Here is an 18,164-nt window from a genome sequence, read left to right as displayed (position 1 = left end):
ACTCGCGCCATTCTGCCCTGCAGGCCCTGCCACCGCAGGAGTGAGGTGGCTGAGGTCTCCCACGGGTCAACTACCCTGTGCGTCGTATGCCGTGGGCTCGCCTCTCGCGCATCGTTCCCCGGTTGGTCTGCCGGCAGGGCCCGCCTGACTTTGAATCAGGACTAGCGACGTAGGTTCGACTCCTACCCGGGGAGCTCGCCCTCTGCGGCCGTGCCGACTGCCACACTCCGCTCATGACCGTGGAGAGGGTGCAGTCAGCACTGCAGCAGCGCGGCGGAGCACCCCGGCAGCCGTAGGCGCGCGTTTCCTCATTCGGGGGGCGTGTGGCGGCTGACGGTCAGCCGGCTCAGACCTGGGGCCAGAGCACGGCCCACGCGTTGACGAGTGCGCTCCTGGCCCGCGGGGAGAGCTCGAGCGAGGAGATCTCGTCGAGGCTCCACCACAGGGCGTTCGACGAGCGACCTCCCGTGGTGGGTTTCCAGATCCGCTCGGCGCTGCAGTGCAGGGTCACGTCGAGGAAGTGGTCACCGTGCTCGATGGCGCTTTCGACGGACTGGACCCGGGGCATCGTCGGGGCTGCTCCGGTGTCGTGCACGAGAGAGCGGGCCATGCGGGACGGGTCCTCGCCCACGCCGAGGTACCCCCACGGAAGGGCCCAGGTCTGGGTCCCGGGACGGCGGTCGAGGAGCATCCGGTGCTCGTCGTCGATGGCGACGACGTGGACCCTGACACGTGGACGTGCGGCGATCATGGGAGCTCCTCGACGTGCAATCGGCGCTCGTCATCGACCGCCGACCAGTAGTGCTGCCCCTAGGCTAGGGCCTCCCTCGGGGTGATCTGTACCCGCATCGCCCGCTCCGCGGCACGGCTGGCTCGCCCAGCCCGCTGACCTGCTCAGACGTCCAGGGCGACGGTGTCGGCGACGAACGCGAGGAAGCGCGCAGCCGGTGGCGCGAGGTCCCGGTCGGTCCGCCAGGTCAGCCCGATCGTGCGCCGCGCGGCGGCCGTGGCGAGGGGGATCCCGATCGTCCCGGTCTGGCCCGCGAACTGTTCCGGCAGGACCGCGACGCCGAGCCCGGCGGAGACGAGGCCCTCGATCGTCGCCAGGTCCGCGCTCTCGAACGACACGGTCGGGGCGACGCCCGCCTCGCCCAGCAGGTCGTCGACGAGCACGCGGTAGCCGAAGCCCTGTGGCGTCGTCACGAGCTCCTCGTCGGCGAGTGCGCCGAGCGAGACCCGGCGCCGATCTCGCCAGCGGTGGTTCGGCGGCACGACGAGGACGAGCCGCTCCTCCTGGAGCGGCGTCCACCCGAAGGGCCCCCGGGGTAGCCACGAGGTGATCGCCAGCTCGACGGCGCCGGAGTCGAGGTCACGGGTGATGTCGTGGTGCGGCTCCTGGGTGAGCAGGACGCGCACGGCCGGGGCGAAGGTATGGAACTCGCGCAGCACGCGGGGCACGAGGGAGGTCGACATCGAGTCGAGGAAGGCCAGGCGCACCGTGCCGCTCTCGGGGTCGAGGCGGCCTGCGAGGTCGGCGCGCAACTGGCGGTGGCGTGCGCCCAGGTCCCGGGCGGCGTCGAGGACGAGCTCACCGTCAGGCGTGAGGACCACGCCGGTCGGCAGCCGTTCGAAGAGCCGTGCGCCGAGCTGCGACTCGACCCGCGCCAGGGCACGGGAGAGCGTGGGCTGGCTGACCCCCAGCGCTGCCGCGGTCTCCGTCACGTGGCCGTGCTCGGCGAGGGCCATCAGCCAGTCGAGGTCGCGCAGGTCCATGGAGACATCATGCGCCTGACGTATGGGTAACGGCCATGGACGACATTGGACGTATGGGTCGTGCCGACCCATCATCGAAGGGTGACCACGACGACTCCACTGGCCCGACCGACGCGGACCCCCGCGCCGGCCGAGCCGGGTCACAGCCCTGGCACATCGGGCTACCGCCGCGTCGTGCTCTCCCTCTTCGCGGCCGGTGTCGCGACCTTCGCGCTCATCTACGGCACCCAGGCTCTCTTCCCCGCACTCGCCTCCGACCTCGAGGTCTCGGCCGCCGACAGCACGCTGTCCCTGTCGCTCACCACGGGTGCGCTCGCCCTCACCCTGCTCCTCGCGGGCCCGCTCTCCGACCGCATCGGCCGCACCCGGCTCATCCATGCGAGCCTCGGCGCATCCGTCCTCGTGGCAGCGGCCTCGGCCGTGGCGCCGACCTGGCCGACCTTCCTCGGCCTGAGGCTCGCCCTCGGCGTGACGATCGCGGGGCTGCCCGCCGTGGCCACGGCATACCTGCGGGAGGAGCTGCACCGGGGAGCACAGGCGCGCGCAGCCGGTCTCTACATCGGCGGCAACGCGATCGGCGGCATGACCGGTCGCCTCGCGACGGGACCCGTCGCGGACGCATGGGGTTGGCGGTGGGCGCTGGCCGCCGTGGCGGGACTCGCGCTCGTCTGCGCCGTCGTCGTGTGGTTCGCGCTGCCCCCTTCGCGCCACTTCACCCCGCGCGACTCGGGGGTCCGCCCCGCCCTCGCGATGACCCGCCGCGCCCTGTCGGACCCCGTTCTCCTCGCGCTGTACGCGATCGGGATGCTCGGCTGCGGCGCGTTCGTCGCCGTCTTCAACGCCCTCGGCTTCCGGCTCACGAGCGCGGCCTTCGGGCTGAGCCTGGGTGCAGCGAGCCTCGTCTTCCTCGTCTACGCGTGCGGGTCGCTCGGGTCGGCGGTCGCGGGCCGGCTCGCCGACCGCTTCGGACGTCGCGCCGTGGCGCCGATCGGCGCGGTCCTCGCGCTCGCCGGGCTGGCCGCCACCCTGTCGGGCGACCTCCGGGCCGTCGTCGCCGGAGCGGCCGTCATGACCGCGGGCTTCTTCGTCGTGCACGGTGTCGCCAGCGGCTGGGTTCCCGTGCGTGCGCACGCCGGGGGAGTCGCCGCCGGCCAGGCCGCCTCGCTCTACCTCTTCGCCTACTACGTCGGGTCGTCCGTCTTCGGGACGGCCGGGGCACATGCGTGGTCGTATGCCGGGTGGCCCGGTGTCGTGGCCCTCGCCGGCACGCTCTTCGGTGCCGCAGGGGCGCTCAGCCTGCTCGTGCGGCGGACGCCCGCGCTCGCGACCTGAAGGGCCCGCGAACCCCCGATCCCCGAGCGCGACCAGATCGCGACCCGACCGCGACCTCCCGGGCCGACCCTCGATGCACCGGCCTCCGACGAGCGAGGCCACGACGAGGGAGAACAGCCATGCAGATCCGCCGCACCCTTCGAACCATTGCCGCCACGTCGGTCCTGCTCCTGACCGGAGCGGGTGTCGCCGCCGCGCAGGAGAACACCCGCTACAGCCTGACCTTCGACAAGGAGGTGGTGGCGACCTGTGCCGACGGGTCGGAGGTCACGCTCTACTTCGACATCACCGTGAACCGTCACATCCGTGAGGCCGACGCCGAGGGCACGGCGCTCGTCGAGAGCCGGAACGTCAACTACGACGGCTACTTCACCCACGAGGACAGTGGCGAGGTCGTCGAGTTCACCGGGACGCGGGTGGTCACGATCGACCTCGTCGCCGACACGTTCACGAGCCGGGGGAAGTACCGCGTCGTGACGATGCCCGGCATCGGCCCGGTCATGCTCGAGGCCGGACGCTACGTCGAGACGTGGGTCTCGGAGGAGCGGCTGTTCGAGGCCGGACCGAAGGTCTCGGAGAACCCCGAGGACCCGTCGACCTTCGCCCTCACCTGCAGCCTCTTCGGGATCGCCGGCTGAGCTCAGCGGACCACCGTGTAGCGGCCGCACATGAAGTCGCGGTTCCGCGTCACCTCGTCGAGACTCAGCTCGACGTGCCGCGGCAGGACCGGGGCGCCCGCTCCCAGTGTGACCGGGGCGTACTGGACCCAGACCTCGTCGAGCAACCCGGCGTCATGGAACTGCCCGACGAGGTCGCCGCCCCCGACCAGCCACACGTCCTTGTCACCCGCCTCACGGACCAGCTCGGCATGCACCTGCGCGACGTCTGCCGACGTGAAGCGCACCTGGTCGGACTCCGCGAAGTCGCGGTGGGTGAAGACCCAGGTCGGCTTCGGTGTCCAGCCCTCCGGGTCGTGGTCGAGCAGCCACTGCCACGTGCTCGCGCCCATGGCGCAGGCCCCGACCCGGGGGGCGAAGGTGTCGAAGCCCATGTCGGCCCCACCGTCGATGTCGCGCGACATGAGCCAGTCGAGGGAGTGGTCCGGGGTCGCGATGAAACCGTCGAGGGAGCAGCCGGTGTAGTAGATCGTCGCCATCCCTCCACGATGGCACCGAGGTCCGACAGCGGACGGGAGCTGCGTGGGAGCGGGCGTGGACGGCATACCCCTGACTCGTCGGTACAGTGGCGCGGTACGCCGCCACGAACCTCGGGAGCACCGCTCGTGACCACAGCCCGGCCCGCCGCAGTCATCATCCTCGCCGCAGGCGAGGGAACCCGGATGAAGTCAGCCACCCCCAAGGTGCTGCACCGGATCGGGGGCCGCAGCCTCGTCGGGCACGCCATCGCGGCCGCCCGCGTCACGGGTCCCCAGCACCTCGCCGTCGTCGTCCGGCACGAGCGCGACCTCGTCGCGGCCCACATCGCCGAGGTGGACGCCGCTGCGACCATCGCCGACCAGGACGAGGTCAAGGGCACCGGCCGCGCGACGGAGTGTGCGCTCGACGCCCTGCCCGCCGACCTCACCGGCACGGTCCTCGTGACCTACGGCGACGTGCCCCTCCTCACCGGCGAGACGCTCGTCGACCTCGTCGCCCGTCACGACGAGTCGGGCAGCGCCGCGACCGTCATCACGGCCCACCTCGACAACCCGCAGGGCTACGGCCGGATCGTGCGCGACGCCGACGGCAGCGTCGCCGGCATCGTCGAGCAGAAGGACGCCACGGAGGAGCAGCGGGCGATCACCGAGATCAACTCGGGCATCTACGCCTTCGACGTCGCGGTCCTGCGCGAGGCCCTCGGCCAGGTCGGCACGGACAACGCGCAGGGCGAGAAGTACCTCACCGACGTGCTGCGCATCGCCCGCGAAGGGGGCAAGACGGTGAGCGCCCACGTCATCGACGACCTCTGGCAGACCGAGGGGGTCAACGACCGCGTCCAGCTGGCCGCGCTCGGCAAGGAGCTCAACCGGCGTAACAACGAGCGGTGGATGCGCGAGGGCGTGACCATCGTCGACCCGGCGACGACGTGGATCGACAGCGACGTGAGCATCGGCCGCGACGCGATGATCCTGCCCGGCACGCAGCTGCTCGGCGCCACGTCGATCGGTGCGGACGCCCGGATCGGGCCAGACACCACCCTCACCGACACCGAGGTCGGGGACGGCGCCGAGGTCAAGCGCACCGAGGCCAACCTCGCGCAGATCGGTGCCGGCGCCACCGTCGGGCCCTACTCCTACCTCCGCCCGGGCACCGTCCTCGGCGTGAAGGGCAAGATCGGCGGCTTCGTCGAGACCAAGAACGCGCGGATCGGCGACGGCGCCAAGGTCCCGCACCTCACCTACTGCGGCGACGCGACGATCGGCGAGGGCGCCAACATCGGCGCCGGCACGATCTTCGCCAACTACGACGGGGTCGCCAAGCACCACACGACGATCGGCAGGCACTCCTTCGTCGGGTCCGACTCGGTCCTCATCGCCCCGGTCGACGTCGCCGACGGCGCCTACGTCGCCGCGGGCAGCGCCCTCACCGGTGACGTCGAGCCCGGCCAGATCGCCGTGGCCCGTGGACGCCAGAAGAACGTCGACGGCTGGGTGTCCCGCGCCCGCGCCGGCACCGCGACCGAGGCGGCCGCCCGCGCGGCCGCGGAGGCGGGCACCCGGCATACGGACCTGCCCGGCAACCCCACCGACGACGAGGGCGAGGCCTGAGCATGAAGGAAGACCGTCCCAAGTCGGCCAACATCCGCAAGAAGCCCAAGAAGCAGCTCATGATCTTCAGCGGGCGCGCCCACCCCGGGCTCGCCCAGGAGGTCGCCGCGCTCATCGGCACCGAGCTCGTCCCGACGAGCGCCTACAACTTCGCCAACGGCGAGATCTACGTCCGCTACGAGGAGTCCGTGCGCGGCTCGGACGCGTTCGTCATCCAGAGCCACAGCGCCCCGCTCAACGAGGCGATCATGGAGCACCTCATCATGATCGACGCCCTCAAGCGGGCCAGCGCCAAGCGGATCACCGTCGTCATGCCGTTCTACGGCTACGCCCGCCAGGACAAGAAGCACCGTGGGCGCGAGCCGATCTCGGCCCGCCTCATGGCCGACCTCTTCCACACCGCCGGCGCCGACCGCCTCATCGCGGTCGACCTCCACACCGACCAAGTGCAGGGCTTCTTCGACGGGCCGGTCGACCACCTCATGGCGCAGCCGGTGCTCTCGGACTACGTCTCGGCCAAGTACGGCCACGAGGACCTCGCCGTCGTCTCGCCCGACGCCGGCCGGATCAAGGTCGCCGAGCAGTGGTCCAAGCGTCTCGGCGGCGTCCCGCTGGCCTTCATCCACAAGACCCGCGACATCAACCAGCCCAACCAGGCCGTCGCCAACCGCGTCGTCGGTGACGTCAAGGGCCGGGTCTGCGTGCTCGTCGACGACATGATCGACACCGGCGGCACGATCACCAAGGCCGCCGATGCCCTCATGGCCGACGGAGCCAAGGACGTCATCATCGCGGCGACGCACGCCATCCTCTCGGCGCCCGCGACCGAGCGGCTGCGCGACTGCGCCGCCCGCGAGGTCATCGTCACCAACACCCTCCCGATCGCGCCGGAGTGCGAGTTCGACGGGCTCACCGTCCTGTCGATCGCGCCGCTCATCAGCGCCGCGATCAAGGAGGTCTTCGAGGACGGCTCGGTGACGAGCCTCTTCGGCGGTCGCGCCTGAACCCCGACTGATGGCCCGTTCGGCCGACGAGGAGCGCAGCGACGAAGCGGCCGAACGGGCCATCAGTCGGGAGATGGGCGTCAGGCCTGCTGACGAGCCCTGTATGCCGCGACGTGGGCCTTGTTGGCGCACGTCCCGTCGCAGTAGCGCCGGCTTCGGTTCTTGCTGAGGTCGATGACGACGTCGCCGCAGTCGTCGGCGGCGCAGATGCGCAGGCGTTCGGTCTCCCCGGCGCGGATGAGGTCGATCATCGCCATCGCCGCCTCGACCGCCATCCGGGTGGCGATGGGTGCATCGTCCTCGGTCGCGTGGATGTGCCAGTCCAGGTCGTCGTGCCGCACGACGCGGGGGAGCGCGTGGTGCTCGGCGAGCAGCTCGTTGACGCCCTCGACGAGCCCCTCGACGTCGCGGGTCCACAGCTCGCGCAGACGCGGTCGCAGGGCATGCACCTGCTCGAGCTCCGCGCGCGTGCGCGGTCGCTCGCCGCTCCAGTCCCACGCGTCGAGGTGCGCCACGAGCGCGGCGACGGTCGGGAGCTCCTCCTCGGTGTCGTCGCCGAATCCGGGCGCGGTGTTGATCACCGCCGCCGCGTACTGCAGCGACAGCTCCGTGTCATGGGCAAAAACCATCTTGACTCCTGACATCTCGCGGCCCTACCGTGGTGGTTCGTAAGGGGCAAGGGCCCATTTTACTCCTGACAGAGGTGAGACCGTGAACGCCGGCATCCAGACGCGTACTCCCCGCGCGATGTTCATCGGGTTCCTGCTCGTCCTCCTTGCGTCGGCGACGTTCGGGTCCTCGGGCGCGTTCGCCAAGTCTCTGCTGCAGGTGGGCTGGACTCCCGGAGGGGTCGTGACGTGGCGGGTCGGGTTCGCCGCGCTCCTCCTCGTGCCGGTGGCCTTGTGGGCGATCCGCGGCCGGTGGCACCTCCTGCGGCGCAACGCCGGGCAGGTCCTCGCCTTCGGTGCGGTGGCCGTCGCCGGGTGTCAGTTCGCCTACTTCAACGCGGTCGAGTCGCTGTCGGTCGCGGTGGCCCTGCTCCTGGAGTACCTCGGTGTCGTGTTCGTCGTCGGCTGGATGTGGGCGGCGCACGGCCGCCGACCCTCGCGGCTCACCCTCGCCGGGGTGGCCCTGTCGATCGCCGGGCTGGTCCTCGTGCTCGACGTCTTCTCCGGGGTCGAGATCTCGTGGGCCGGTGTCATCTGGGGGCTGCTCGCCGCCGTGGGGCTGGCGACCTTCTACGTCACGTCCGGGCACGAGCACGAGGAGTCGCTGCCCCCGCTCGCCCTCGCCGGGTTCGGTCTTGGCGTCGGTGCCGTGCTGCTCGTCGTCGCCAGCGCCACCGGGCTCATCGACTACGCCACGGCCCGCGAGAGCGTGCAGATCGCCGGGGCCACGGTCGCCTGGTGGGTGCCGGTGGCCGAGCTCGCCGTCGTCGCCGCGGCGATCGCCTACGGGGTCGGCGTCATCGGCACCCGCCTCGTCGGTGCGACCATCGCGAGCTTCGTCGGCCTGTCCGAGGTGCTCTTCGCGGTCCTCATCGCCTGGGTCCTGCTCGGTGAGCTGCCCGGACTGGTCCAGCTGGCCGGTGGCGTCCTCATCCTCGGTGGGGTCGTCGCGGTCCGGCTCGGTGAGGTCTCCGACCAGGAGCCGGAGGTGGCGGAGGGCGACGAGCTCGGCGTCCCGACCGGCGAGTCCGTGCTCACCCACTCGGCACCGCACCCGGGCTGATCGCCGATTTCCCCGCTCGGCGGGAGTCGCCTAGACTCTCGGGGTTGCCTCGGCGAGGGACACAGCACCGGCCAGAGATGTTCGGGCCATGCGTGTCCGTGATCGACGCGGTGGCCGTTGATCTCAGGTCCGACCGACCGGATGATCCGCGGACCAGCGCGCCCGTCCGTGCCGTGTCCCGCGTCGAGGCCACCGCAGACGTCGAGTCCCCCACCGGCGTCATCCCTGACCGATTCGCCCCCAGTCACCAGGAGTTCCCGTGTCCAACGACACCATCAAGCTGCAGGCCGAGGCCCGCACCAAGTTCGGCAAGGGCGCTGCCCGCCAGATCCGCCGTGAGCACAAGATCCCCGCGGTCATGTACGGCCACGGCGCGGACCCCGTGCACATCACCCTCGTGGGCCACGACGCCATGATGGCGCTCAAGAACCCCAACGCGCTCCTCACGATCGTTCTCGACGGCGACGAGCAGATGGCTCTCGCCAAGGACGTCCAGCGCGACCCGATCAAGCCGGTCATCGAGCACATCGACCTCGTCGTCGTCCGCAAGGGCGAGAAGGTCACCGTCGACGTGCCCGTCCACCTCGAGGGCGAGGCCGCTCCCGAGACCGTCGTCACTGTCGACCACGCGACCCTCCAGCTCGAGGCCGAGGCCACCAACATCCCCGAGGCGGTCACCGTCTCCGTCGAGGGCCTCGAGGCCGGCACGCAGATCCTCGCCGGCGCCGTCGAGCTGCCCGCGGGCGCCACGCTCGTCACCGACGCCGAGGCGCTCGTCGTCAACGTCACCCAGCAGATCTCCGCCGAGGCCCTCGAGGCCGAGCTCGCCGAGGCCGAGGCCGAGGCCGGCATCGAGCACGAGGAGTCCGACGCGGAGGCCGAGGCCGCTGCCGAGGGCGAGGGCGAGGCTGCCGAGGGCGAGGCCACCGAGGGCGACGAGGCGAAGTCCGAGGACGCCTGAGTCCCCACGCGCCACGCGCAGTCCCGACACGGGCCCGGTCCACTGCGGACCGGGCCCGTTCGCGTCCCCTGCGGCACCCTGCGTCCGGCAGGTCGGGGGCTGTGTCGTCTAGCTGCCGGACGCTCGCACGAGCGTGAGGGAAGTTGGGGCGCACGGGGAGCGGACGGCATACTCGTCGGTTGTGAGTGAGACGTGGATGGTCATCGGACTGGGGAACCCCGGACCGACGTATGCCGGCAACCGGCACAACGTCGGAGCGATGGTCGTCGACGAGCTGGCTTCGCGGACGCGGAGCCCCCTGCGCGCGCACAAGGCACGAGCTGCGGCGGCGCAGGTGCGCATCGGCACCGGCCCCGGAGGGGTGCCCGGCCCGGCCGCGGTGATCGCCGTCCCCCACAGCTACATGAACGAGTCGGGTGGGCCGGTGAAGGCGCTCATGGGGTTCTTCTCGGTCGAGCCCGACCGGCTCGTCGTCATCCACGACGAGCTCGACATCCCCGCCGGTGACGTCCGGCTCAAGCTCGGCGGCGGGGAGGGCGGGCACAACGGGCTGCGGTCGATCTCGAAGTCGCTCGGCACGCGGGACTACCTGCGGGTGCGCGTCGGCATCGGCCGGCCTCCCGGGCGCCAGGACGCGGCCGACTTCGTGCTCAGGGACTTCTCGCCGACCGAGCGCAAGGAGCTGCCGTTCCTGCTCGGCGACGCGGCTGACGCCGTCGAGATGCTCGTCACCCACGGCCTGCTCGACACCCAGCAGCGCTTCCACGCGCCGGCCGCCGGGACCTGACCCAGCAGGGGCACGATGTCGTTCCGGCGTCGATGACCTATAGGCCCGGCGTCGATGACCTATAGGTATGCACGAACACCTATAGGTCATCGACCCGGAGAGCACCACAGGTGTCCCGCCGGACCCCCGCTCGTGGCGCGGGGTGTCGGACGGCGGCACTAAACTCGAGGGCGATGCCCACGCTGCCCTTGCCTTCCTTGAACGCTGTCGTCGACCACTTCGGCGCGGCACCCCAGATCTCCGCCCTCCTCGACACCGCCACCACCCCCGGCACGACGACGCTCGACGTCTCCGTGAGCGCCGGTGCGCGACCAGCCCTCATCGCCGCCGCGGTGCAGCGACTGCAGGCGGGTGCGCCCGACCGGCTCCCGCTGCTCGTCGTCACCGCCACGAGCCGCGAGGCCGAGGACCTCACGGCCGCCCTCGGCTGCGTCCTCGACCCCGACGTCGTCGCCGACTTCCCGTCCTGGGAGACCCTGCCGCACGAGCGGCTGAGCCCACGCTCCGACACCGTCGGCCGCCGCCTCGCGGTGCTGCGCCGGCTGGCCCACCCCGCCACGGTGGCCGAGGACGACGCTGCCCACGGCCCGCTCTCGGTGGTCGTTGCTCCCATCCGCGCCGTGCTCCAGCCGATCTCGACCGGACTGGGTGACCTGTCGCCGGTCGCGCTCCGGGCCGGCGAGGACCACGAGATGGACGACGTCGTCGAGGGCCTCGTCAACGCGGCCTACAGCCGGACCGACCTCGTCGAGCGTCGCGGTGAGTTCGCCGTCCGAGGAGGCATCCTCGACGTCTTCCCGCCGACCGAGGAGCACCCCCTCCGCGTCGAGTTCTGGGGCGACACCGTCGAGGAGATCCGCTGGTTCAAGGTGGCCGACCAGCGCTCCCTCGAGGTCGCCGAGCACGGGCTCTGGGCCCCGCCGTGCCGCGAGGTCCTGCTCACCGACGCCGTGCGCGACCGGGCGGCCACGCTGGCAGACCAGCTGCCCGGTGCCGCCGACCTGCTCCACAAGCTCGCCGCGGGCATCGCGGTCGAGGGCATGGAGTCGCTCGCGCCCGCCCTCGTCGACGGCATGGAGTCGATGCTCGACAGCTTCCCCGCCGGCTCGCCGGTCGTCACGTGCGACCCCGAGCGCGTCCGGACCCGCGCCCACGACCTCGTCGCCACGAGCCAGGAGTTCCTCGAGGCCGGCTGGGCCAACGCCGCCGCGGGCAACGCCGTGCCCATCGACCTCGAGAAGATCCTCGGGTCCGCCTCCTTCTGGTCGGTCGGCGACCTGCGCGACCACGCCCGCGAGACCGAGCACCCGTGGTGGGACCTCACGCCCTTCGCCCTCGACACCGAGACCGCCGACACGACCGACGGAGACGTGGCCGAGACCGGCACCGAGGACGCTGCGGCCTACCGCGGTGACATCGAGTCGGCGGCAGCGGACCTGCGCACCTGGACCGACGCGGGCTGGCGGATCCTCGTCGCCACCGACGGGCAGGGCTCGGCCAAGCGCATCGTCGAGGTCCTCGGTGAGGCCGAGGTGCCGGCCCGGCTCGACGCCGGCCCCGACGCGCTCGGCGACTTCGACCCCGGGGTCGTCCACGTCACGACCGCCCAGCTCGGGCGTGGCTTCGTCCACCCCGGCAGCCGGCTCGTCGTCCTCACCGAGGCCGACCTCACCGGCACTCCGTCGTCCGGTCCGTCGACCAAGGACATGCGGCGTATGCCGTCCCGTCGCCGCAACCAGGTCGACCCCCTGCAGCTCAAGCCGGGCGACTTCGTCGTGCACGAGCAGCACGGCGTCGGCAGGTTCGTCGAGATGATGCAGCGCACCGTGCAGGGTGCGACCCGCGAGTACCTCGTCATCGAGTACGCCGCGTCCAAGCGGGGCCAGCCCGGCGACCGCCTCTTCGTGCCGACCGACCAGCTCGACCAGGTGACCCGCTACGTCGGCGGAGAGCAGCCGACGCTCAACCGCATGGGCGGCTCGGACTGGAAGCAGACCAAGTCCAAGGCCCGCCGCTACGTCAAGCAGATCGCGGCCGAGCTCATCCAGCTCTACTCGGCACGCATGGCGACCAAGGGGCACGCGTTCTCGCGCGACACCCCGTGGCAGCGCGAGCTCGAGGACGCCTTCGCCTACGTCGAGACGCCCGACCAGCTCAGCTCGATCGACGAGGTCAAGGCCGACATGGAGCGCGAGGTCCCCATGGACCGGCTGCTCGCCGGCGACGTCGGCTACGGCAAGACCGAGATCGCGGTGCGCGCCGCCTTCAAGGCGATCCAGGACGGCAAGCAGGTCGCCGTGCTCGTGCCGACGACGCTGCTCGTCCAGCAGCACCTCCAGACCTTCACGGAGCGCTACGCGCCCTACCCCGTGACGGTCAAGGCGCTCAGCCGCTTCGTGTCCAAGAAGGAGTCGGACGCCGTCATCGCGGGTCTGGCGGACGGCACGGTCGACATCGTCATCGGCACCCACCGGCTCCTGTCCGACTCCATCCGCTTCAAGGACCTCGGGCTCGTCGTGGTCGACGAGGAGCAGCGCTTCGGCGTCGAGCACAAGGAGCAGCTCAAGTCGCTCCGGACCGCCGTCGACGTGCTGGCGATGTCTGCGACCCCGATCCCGCGCACACTCGAGATGGCCGTGACCGGCATACGCGAGATGTCCACTCTCGCAACGCCTCCCGAGGAGCGGCACCCGGTCCTCACCTACGTCGGCGCCTACGAGGAGAAGCAGATCACCGCGGCCATCCGGCGCGAGCTGCTCCGCGAGGGCCAGGTCTTCTACATCCACAACAAGGTGTCGACGATCGAGCGGGCCGCGGCCCGGATCCGCGAGCTCGTCCCCGAGGCGCGCATCGCCGTCGCCCACGGCAAGATGGGCGAGCACAAGCTCGAGCAGGTCGTGCTCGACTTCTGGGAGAAGCACTTCGACGTTCTCGTCTGCACGACGATCGTCGAAACGGGCCTCGACATCTCCAACGCCAACACGCTCATCGTCGAGCGTGCCGACCGCCTCGGCCTCAGCCAGCTGCACCAGCTGCGTGGTCGCGTCGGTCGTGGTCGCGAACGTGCCTACTCGTACTTCCTCTACCCACCCGAGGTGCCGCTCACCGAGACCGCGCACGACCGGCTGCAGACCATCGCCAGCCACACCGACCTCGGGGCCGGGATGCAGGTCGCGATGAAGGACCTCGAGATCCGCGGTGCCGGCAACCTCCTCGGCGGCGAGCAGTCGGGCCACATCGCCGGCGTCGGCTTCGACCTCTACGTCCGGCTCGTCGGCGAGGCCGTCGCGAACTTCCGCGGCGACACCGACGAGGAGATCGGCGAGATCAAGATCGAGCTGCCCGTCGACGCCCACCTGCCGCACGACTACGTGCCGGGGGAGCGGCTGCGGCTCGAGGCCTACAAGAAGCTCGCGACCGTCGCCGACGAGGCCGCGCTCGACGAGATCCTGGCCGAGCTCGTCGACCGCTACGGCAAGCCGCCGGAGCCGGTCCACAACCTCATCGAGGTGGCCCGGCTGCGCACCGTGGCCAGGGCGGCCGGCATCCGCGACATCTCGGTCCAGGGCAACACCGTGCGGTTCGGCCCGGTCGAGCTGCGCGAGAGCCAGGAGCTGCGTCTCCAGCGCCTCTACCCGGGCTCGATCATCAAGCCCGCACTGGGCACGATCCTCGTGCCCAAGCCCATGACGGCCCGCATCGGCGGGCAGCCGCTGCGCAACCGCGACGTCCTCGAGTGGGCGGGTGCGGTGATCCGCAGCGTCGTCATGGACAATGTCGGGGTAGCAGCCACGGTGGCCACCGGATCCACCACCGGATCCCGGGCCACCCGTTGACGGAAGGGACACCGAAGTGAAGGCCGTGAAGGCTCGCACCACCGCCATTGCCCTCGCGGGCGCCCTCGCCCTCTCCGCGTGCTCCGGCACGACGTCGGCCGAGACCGCGGCGGTCGTCGACGGACGCGTCATCACCGAGGAGCAGGTGCGCGAGGCGACCGCCCAGATCAACGAGGCGTTCAACCCCCAGCAGCCGCTCACCGCGCCCCAGATCCTCACGCTCCTCATCCGCGCGCCCTACGTCAACGAGGCGGCTGCGGCCGCCGGGCAGGCCCAGAGCGAGTCGGCGGCCCGCGCCCTCCCGCAGCTCGCGGCGCTGCCCGAGGGTCCCGCCGACTCGACGGTCGAGATCCTCCAGGCCGAGGCCAGCCTCCAGGGGGTCGACGACGCGGGCCGACGGGCGCTCACCCAGAAGTTCGCCGAGCTCGACATGGAGATCAACCCGCGCTACGGCAGGTTCGACCCGTCGCAGGCCTCGATCGTGGCGACGTCGCCCAACTGGCTCGTCCCCGCCGCGCCCGCGGCCGCACCCTCCCCGGCGCAGTGACGTCGTGGGGCGGCTGAGCCTCCTCGTCACGAGCCCGCGCGTCGCGCCGGGCCTGATGTCCCGCAGTGCCTGGTATGCCGTCGAGTCGGCCACCGCTCGCCTGTGCCGGGAGGTCTCCGAGCCCCTCGTCGACGCGGTCGTCGAGTCGGGCCTCACGGTCGACGCCGTGGGGGAGGAGCTGTCGCCGCCTGAGCTCGCACGACTGCTCGTCGACCGGGCCGTCGAGGAGGACGTCGTCTGGCTCGGCTCCTCCGACGCCGACCCCGGTCTCACCGACGCGATCGCCTCCGAGGTCTCGCGGTTCGAAGCCCCGCCCGAGGTCGAGATGGTCGTCGGCTCCTGGGACGTCCCCGGCTCACGGCTCCTCGACGCCGTCGTCGTCATGGACCGGTTGCGCTCGCCGGGAGGCTGTCCGTGGGACGCCAAGCAGACGCACGAGTCGCTCGCCAAGTACCTCACCGAAGAGGCAGGCGAGGCCGTCGACGCCATCGAGTCGGGTGACCGGCAGCACCTCGCCGAGGAGCTCGGAGACGTGCTGCTCCAGGTGCTCTTCCACTCCCGCGTGGCCGAGGATGCGGCCGACGAGTCCGACCGCTTCGACATCGACGACGTCGCCGGTGGTCTGGTCGCCAAGCTCGTCCGTCGCCACCCCCACGTCTTCGCCGACGGTGACGCCTCGACCCCCGAAGAGGTCGAGGAGGCCTGGGCGCGCATCAAGGCCGAGGAGAAGGAAGGCGCGTCGCGCCGCTGAGACGTCTGGTCGTCGCGGCCCTTGGCCCGCCCCGGCGCCAGGGTCGGCTCGGCCCGTATGCCGGTCGACCGGCATACCCGCCTGCGCCCCCCCCCCCGTGAGGGCTTCGAGACGGGCTGAGTCCCTCTGCGAGGAGAGCGCGGGCCGCGTGGTCGGCCCGCCCGCTGAGGCCCGCCAGGTGAGGAGCATCGGGTCCGTTATCGAACCGTGACCCGGCTACTGCCCGGTACCGGTGAGTGGGTCGGCACTCTCAAAGGAGTGTGTAAGCGCTTTCAACGGTGAAGGCAAAGGAGGAACGACATGAGTCCAGAGAGCCCGGCAGTGACCATCTACGCGGTGGCCGACCACGCACGGGTGTCCATCGCGACCGTGTCGCGCGTCCTCCAGGGCTCCACCCTCGTCGCCGAGAGCACGCGCCAGAGGGTCCTGGACGCCGTGCGTGAGCTCGACTACCTCCCCTCCGGCGCCGCCCGCAGCCTCGCCGAGCGCCGCCACCACACCCTGGGGCTCGTCCTGCCCGAGCTGGGCGGCCCCTACTACGCCGAGCTGCTCGCTGGTTTCGAGACCAGGGCGGCCGAGCTGCGCCAGGGCGTCATGCTCGTCATCGCCGGCAACGAGGACCACGGCGATGCCGTCCACAGCCTGGCGACGCGCGTCGACGGCATCGCCTTCCTCGGCACCGACGTCGAGCGTGTCACGAGGAGCGCCAAGAAGGTCGTCCTCATCGCCGGCGACGCCCGACCCGACGTCGACGTCATCTCCACGGAGAACCACCACGGTGCGCAACTCCTCACCGAGCACCTGTTCGCGCACGGGCTCCGCCGGCTCCTGTTCGTCGGCGACCCGGGCGCCGCCCACGACGTCCGGGAGCGCCACGAGGGCTTCGTCGCCGCCCACCTCGACCGTGGCCTCCAGGCACGGGAGCCCGTCCTCGCCCCGTTCCGAGAGAGCGACGGCCGGCGGGTCGCCGAGCGGATCATCGACGGTGACCTCGAGGCGGACGCGCTCGTGTGCGGCAACGACGAGCTCGCCCTCGCCATCATGGCGCGACTCATGAGGGCCGGCATCGAGGTTCCGGTCGACATCGCCGTCGTCGGGTGGGACGACGTGATGACCGCGAGGTACGTGCGCCCGGGCCTCACCACCGTCCGCCAGCCGGTGCGCGCGGTCGGGGCCCTGGCCGCCGAACGCCTCTTCCACCTGGTGAGCGGGACAGCGAAGGACGCGGAGCAGCACGTCCTCCCGACGGAGGTCGTCATCCGCGGGTCGTGTGGCTGCCCAGAGCTCGCGACCGACCCCTGACCCGCAGTCCCAGCCCACCCCGGCCCCACCCGACCGCAGTCCCCACCCCGACCCCAGCCCCCACCCCAGCCCCACCCCAGAAAGTGAGAGTCCCATGAGACGCAAGTCCACCATCACCGTGGCAGGCGCGGCCGCCCTGGCCCTGACCCTGTCCGCGTGCGGACGCGACGCCGCCGAGAGCACCGGAGCCCAGACGGGCAAGGCCGTCAACACCGGAGCCGCGACAGGCACCATCACCGTGTGGGCGATGGGTGCCGAGGGCGAGAAGCTCCCCGAGCTCGCCAAGGAGTTCGAGACCGCCAACCCCGGCTCCAAGGTCAACGTCACCGCGATCCCGTGGGACGCGGCGCACGACAAGTTCACCACTGCGATCACCGCCAACAAGACGCCCGACGTCGCCATGGTCGGGACGACGTGGATGGGCGAGTTCGCCGGAATGGACGCCCTCGACCCCACCCCCGGCGAGATCGACAAGTCGGTCTTCTTCGAGGGTGCCCAGAAGACCACCGAGGTGGCCGGCACCTCCTACGGCATCCCCTGGTACGTCGAGACCCGCCTCGTCTACTACCGCACGGACCTCGCCCAGAAGGCCGGCATCACGACCCCGCCGACCGACTGGCAGGGCCTCAAGGACATGGCCAAGGCCATGAAGGAGAAGGCCGGAGCGAAGTACGGCATCGGCCTGCAGGCCGGCGGTGTCGGCTCCTGGCAGTCGGTCATGCCCTTCGCCTGGTCGGCGGGTGCAGACCTCACCAAGGACGACGGCAAGGCATACAACTTCGACAGCCCCGAGGTGCTCAAGGCGGCGGAGTACTACAAGTCCTTCTTCGACGAGGGGCTCGCCGACAAGGCGGCTCCCGCCACCCCGACGACGGAGCCGGACTTCGTCAGCGGCAAGGTCCCGATGTTCATCTCAGGCCCGTGGATGATGTCCGCGGTCGAGAAGGCCGGCGGCGCGGGCTTCAAGGAGAAGTACGACGTCATGCAGATCCCCGCTGACAAGGAGTCCAGCTCCTTCGTGGGTGGCTCCAACCTCGTCGTCTTCAAGAACACCAAGGAGCGCGACACCTCCTGGAAGTTCGTCCAGTGGCTCGCCGAGCCCGAGACGCAGGTCAAGTGGTACGGCATCTCGACCGACCTCCCGTCGGTCAAGAGCGCCTGGGAGGACCCGGCCATGTCGGCCGACAAGAAGCTCGCCGTCTTCGGCAAGCAGCTCGAGACCGCCCAGGCCCCGCCGTCGTTCCCGACCTGGGAGCAGGTCGTGACCTCCTTCGACACCGAGATGGAGAAGGTCACCAAGACCGCAGCCGACCCCGCGGCCGCACTCAAGACCGTGCAGTCGCAGGCCGAGTCGATCGGCACCGGCAACTGAC

The 18,164-nt window shown here is 71.2% G+C and carries 16 protein-coding genes and 1 tRNA gene; 13 read left to right on the top strand and 4 right to left on the bottom strand.

Going from position 1 to position 18,164, the window contains the following annotated elements:
• Nucleotides 1-115 precede the first annotated feature (115 nt).
• Nucleotides 116-194: transfer RNA gene (locus tag LL946_RS03350), tRNA-Gln, on the top strand.
• 152 nt (nucleotides 195-346) lie between these two features.
• On the opposite strand, the gene LL946_RS03345 is transcribed toward LL946_RS03350, so the two are convergent.
• Nucleotides 347-751 (bottom strand): NUDIX hydrolase, encoded by a 405-nt coding sequence (locus LL946_RS03345; RefSeq protein ID WP_404384777.1) that lies wholly within the window; start codon nucleotides 749-751, stop codon nucleotides 347-349.
• A gap of 143 nt (nucleotides 752-894) precedes the next feature.
• Nucleotides 895-1,773 carry a LysR family transcriptional regulator gene (locus LL946_RS03340; RefSeq protein ID WP_404384775.1) on the bottom strand — a complete coding sequence of 293 codons (879 nt, stop codon included), beginning with the start codon at nucleotides 1,771-1,773 and terminating at the stop codon, nucleotides 895-897.
• An 81-nt stretch (nucleotides 1,774-1,854) separates the two neighbouring features.
• On the opposite strand from LL946_RS03340, the gene LL946_RS03335 reads away from it, so the two are divergent.
• Nucleotides 1,855-3,105 carry an MFS transporter gene (locus LL946_RS03335; protein WP_404384773.1) on the top strand — a complete coding sequence of 417 codons (1,251 nt, stop codon included), beginning with the start codon at nucleotides 1,855-1,857 and terminating at the stop codon, nucleotides 3,103-3,105.
• A gap of 119 nt (nucleotides 3,106-3,224) precedes the next feature.
• Nucleotides 3,225-3,743, top strand: coding sequence for a hypothetical protein (locus LL946_RS03330; protein WP_404384771.1), 519 nt, complete (start codon nucleotides 3,225-3,227; stop codon nucleotides 3,741-3,743).
• A gap of 2 nt (nucleotides 3,744-3,745) precedes the next feature.
• On the opposite strand, the gene LL946_RS03325 is transcribed toward LL946_RS03330, so the two are convergent.
• On the bottom strand, nucleotides 3,746-4,261 hold the full coding sequence (locus tag LL946_RS03325; RefSeq protein WP_404384769.1) for a dihydrofolate reductase family protein: 516 nt from the start codon (nucleotides 4,259-4,261) through the stop codon (nucleotides 3,746-3,748).
• Between the two features lie 183 nt (nucleotides 4,262-4,444).
• Here LL946_RS03325 and glmU point away from each other — a divergent pair, with 183 nt between their 5' ends.
• Entirely contained in the window at nucleotides 4,445-5,872 is a 1,428-nt protein-coding gene (glmU, locus tag LL946_RS03320) for a bifunctional UDP-N-acetylglucosamine diphosphorylase/glucosamine-1-phosphate N-acetyltransferase GlmU (RefSeq protein WP_404384767.1), read from the top strand.
• A gap of 2 nt (nucleotides 5,873-5,874) precedes the next feature.
• Nucleotides 5,875-6,876, top strand: coding sequence for a ribose-phosphate diphosphokinase (locus LL946_RS03315; protein WP_404384765.1), 1,002 nt, complete (start codon nucleotides 5,875-5,877; stop codon nucleotides 6,874-6,876).
• An 80-nt stretch (nucleotides 6,877-6,956) separates the two neighbouring features.
• On the opposite strand, the gene LL946_RS03310 is transcribed toward LL946_RS03315, so the two are convergent.
• Nucleotides 6,957-7,505: a CGNR zinc finger domain-containing protein gene (locus LL946_RS03310; RefSeq protein WP_404384763.1), complete on the bottom strand. Its 549-nt coding sequence runs from the start codon at nucleotides 7,503-7,505 to the stop codon at nucleotides 6,957-6,959.
• Nucleotides 7,506-7,587: 82 nt separating this feature from the next.
• Here LL946_RS03310 and LL946_RS03305 point away from each other — a divergent pair, with 82 nt between their 5' ends.
• From LL946_RS03305 to LL946_RS03270, 8 genes are all read left to right on the top strand, one after another.
• The gene (locus LL946_RS03305) at nucleotides 7,588-8,607 is read left to right on the top strand and encodes an EamA family transporter (protein ID WP_404384761.1); all 1,020 of its coding nucleotides are present in this window, start codon (nucleotides 7,588-7,590) and stop codon (nucleotides 8,605-8,607) included.
• Between the two features lie 259 nt (nucleotides 8,608-8,866).
• Nucleotides 8,867-9,568 carry a 50S ribosomal protein L25/general stress protein Ctc gene (locus LL946_RS03300; protein WP_404384759.1) on the top strand — a complete coding sequence of 234 codons (702 nt, stop codon included), beginning with the start codon at nucleotides 8,867-8,869 and terminating at the stop codon, nucleotides 9,566-9,568.
• A gap of 196 nt (nucleotides 9,569-9,764) precedes the next feature.
• Nucleotides 9,765-10,355, top strand: coding sequence for an aminoacyl-tRNA hydrolase (gene pth / locus LL946_RS03295; RefSeq protein WP_404386775.1), 591 nt, complete (start codon nucleotides 9,765-9,767; stop codon nucleotides 10,353-10,355).
• Between the two features lie 173 nt (nucleotides 10,356-10,528).
• The gene (gene mfd, locus LL946_RS03290) at nucleotides 10,529-14,191 is read left to right on the top strand and encodes a transcription-repair coupling factor (RefSeq protein ID WP_404384757.1); all 3,663 of its coding nucleotides are present in this window, start codon (nucleotides 10,529-10,531) and stop codon (nucleotides 14,189-14,191) included.
• Between the two features lie 25 nt (nucleotides 14,192-14,216).
• A complete protein-coding gene (locus LL946_RS03285; RefSeq protein ID WP_404384755.1) occupies nucleotides 14,217-14,738 on the top strand; it encodes a hypothetical protein in 522 nt (173 codons plus the stop codon).
• Between the two features lie 4 nt (nucleotides 14,739-14,742).
• Nucleotides 14,743-15,489, top strand: coding sequence for a MazG nucleotide pyrophosphohydrolase domain-containing protein (locus LL946_RS03280; protein ID WP_404384753.1), 747 nt, complete (start codon nucleotides 14,743-14,745; stop codon nucleotides 15,487-15,489).
• A gap of 300 nt (nucleotides 15,490-15,789) precedes the next feature.
• The gene (locus tag LL946_RS03275; RefSeq protein WP_404384751.1) at nucleotides 15,790-16,791 is read left to right on the top strand and encodes a LacI family DNA-binding transcriptional regulator; all 1,002 of its coding nucleotides are present in this window, start codon (nucleotides 15,790-15,792) and stop codon (nucleotides 16,789-16,791) included.
• A 94-nt stretch (nucleotides 16,792-16,885) separates the two neighbouring features.
• Nucleotides 16,886-18,163: a sugar ABC transporter substrate-binding protein gene (locus LL946_RS03270; protein WP_404384749.1), complete on the top strand. Its 1,278-nt coding sequence runs from the start codon at nucleotides 16,886-16,888 to the stop codon at nucleotides 18,161-18,163.
• Nucleotide 18,164 lies beyond the last annotated feature (1 nt).

The sequence above is a fragment of the Knoellia locipacati genome, assembly GCF_044791685.1.
Taxonomy (GTDB): domain Bacteria; phylum Actinomycetota; class Actinomycetes; order Actinomycetales; family Dermatophilaceae; genus Knoellia; species Knoellia locipacati_A.
The sequence above is the reverse complement of the archived record's forward strand: the minus strand, read 5'-3'. Positions and strand labels throughout refer to the sequence as shown.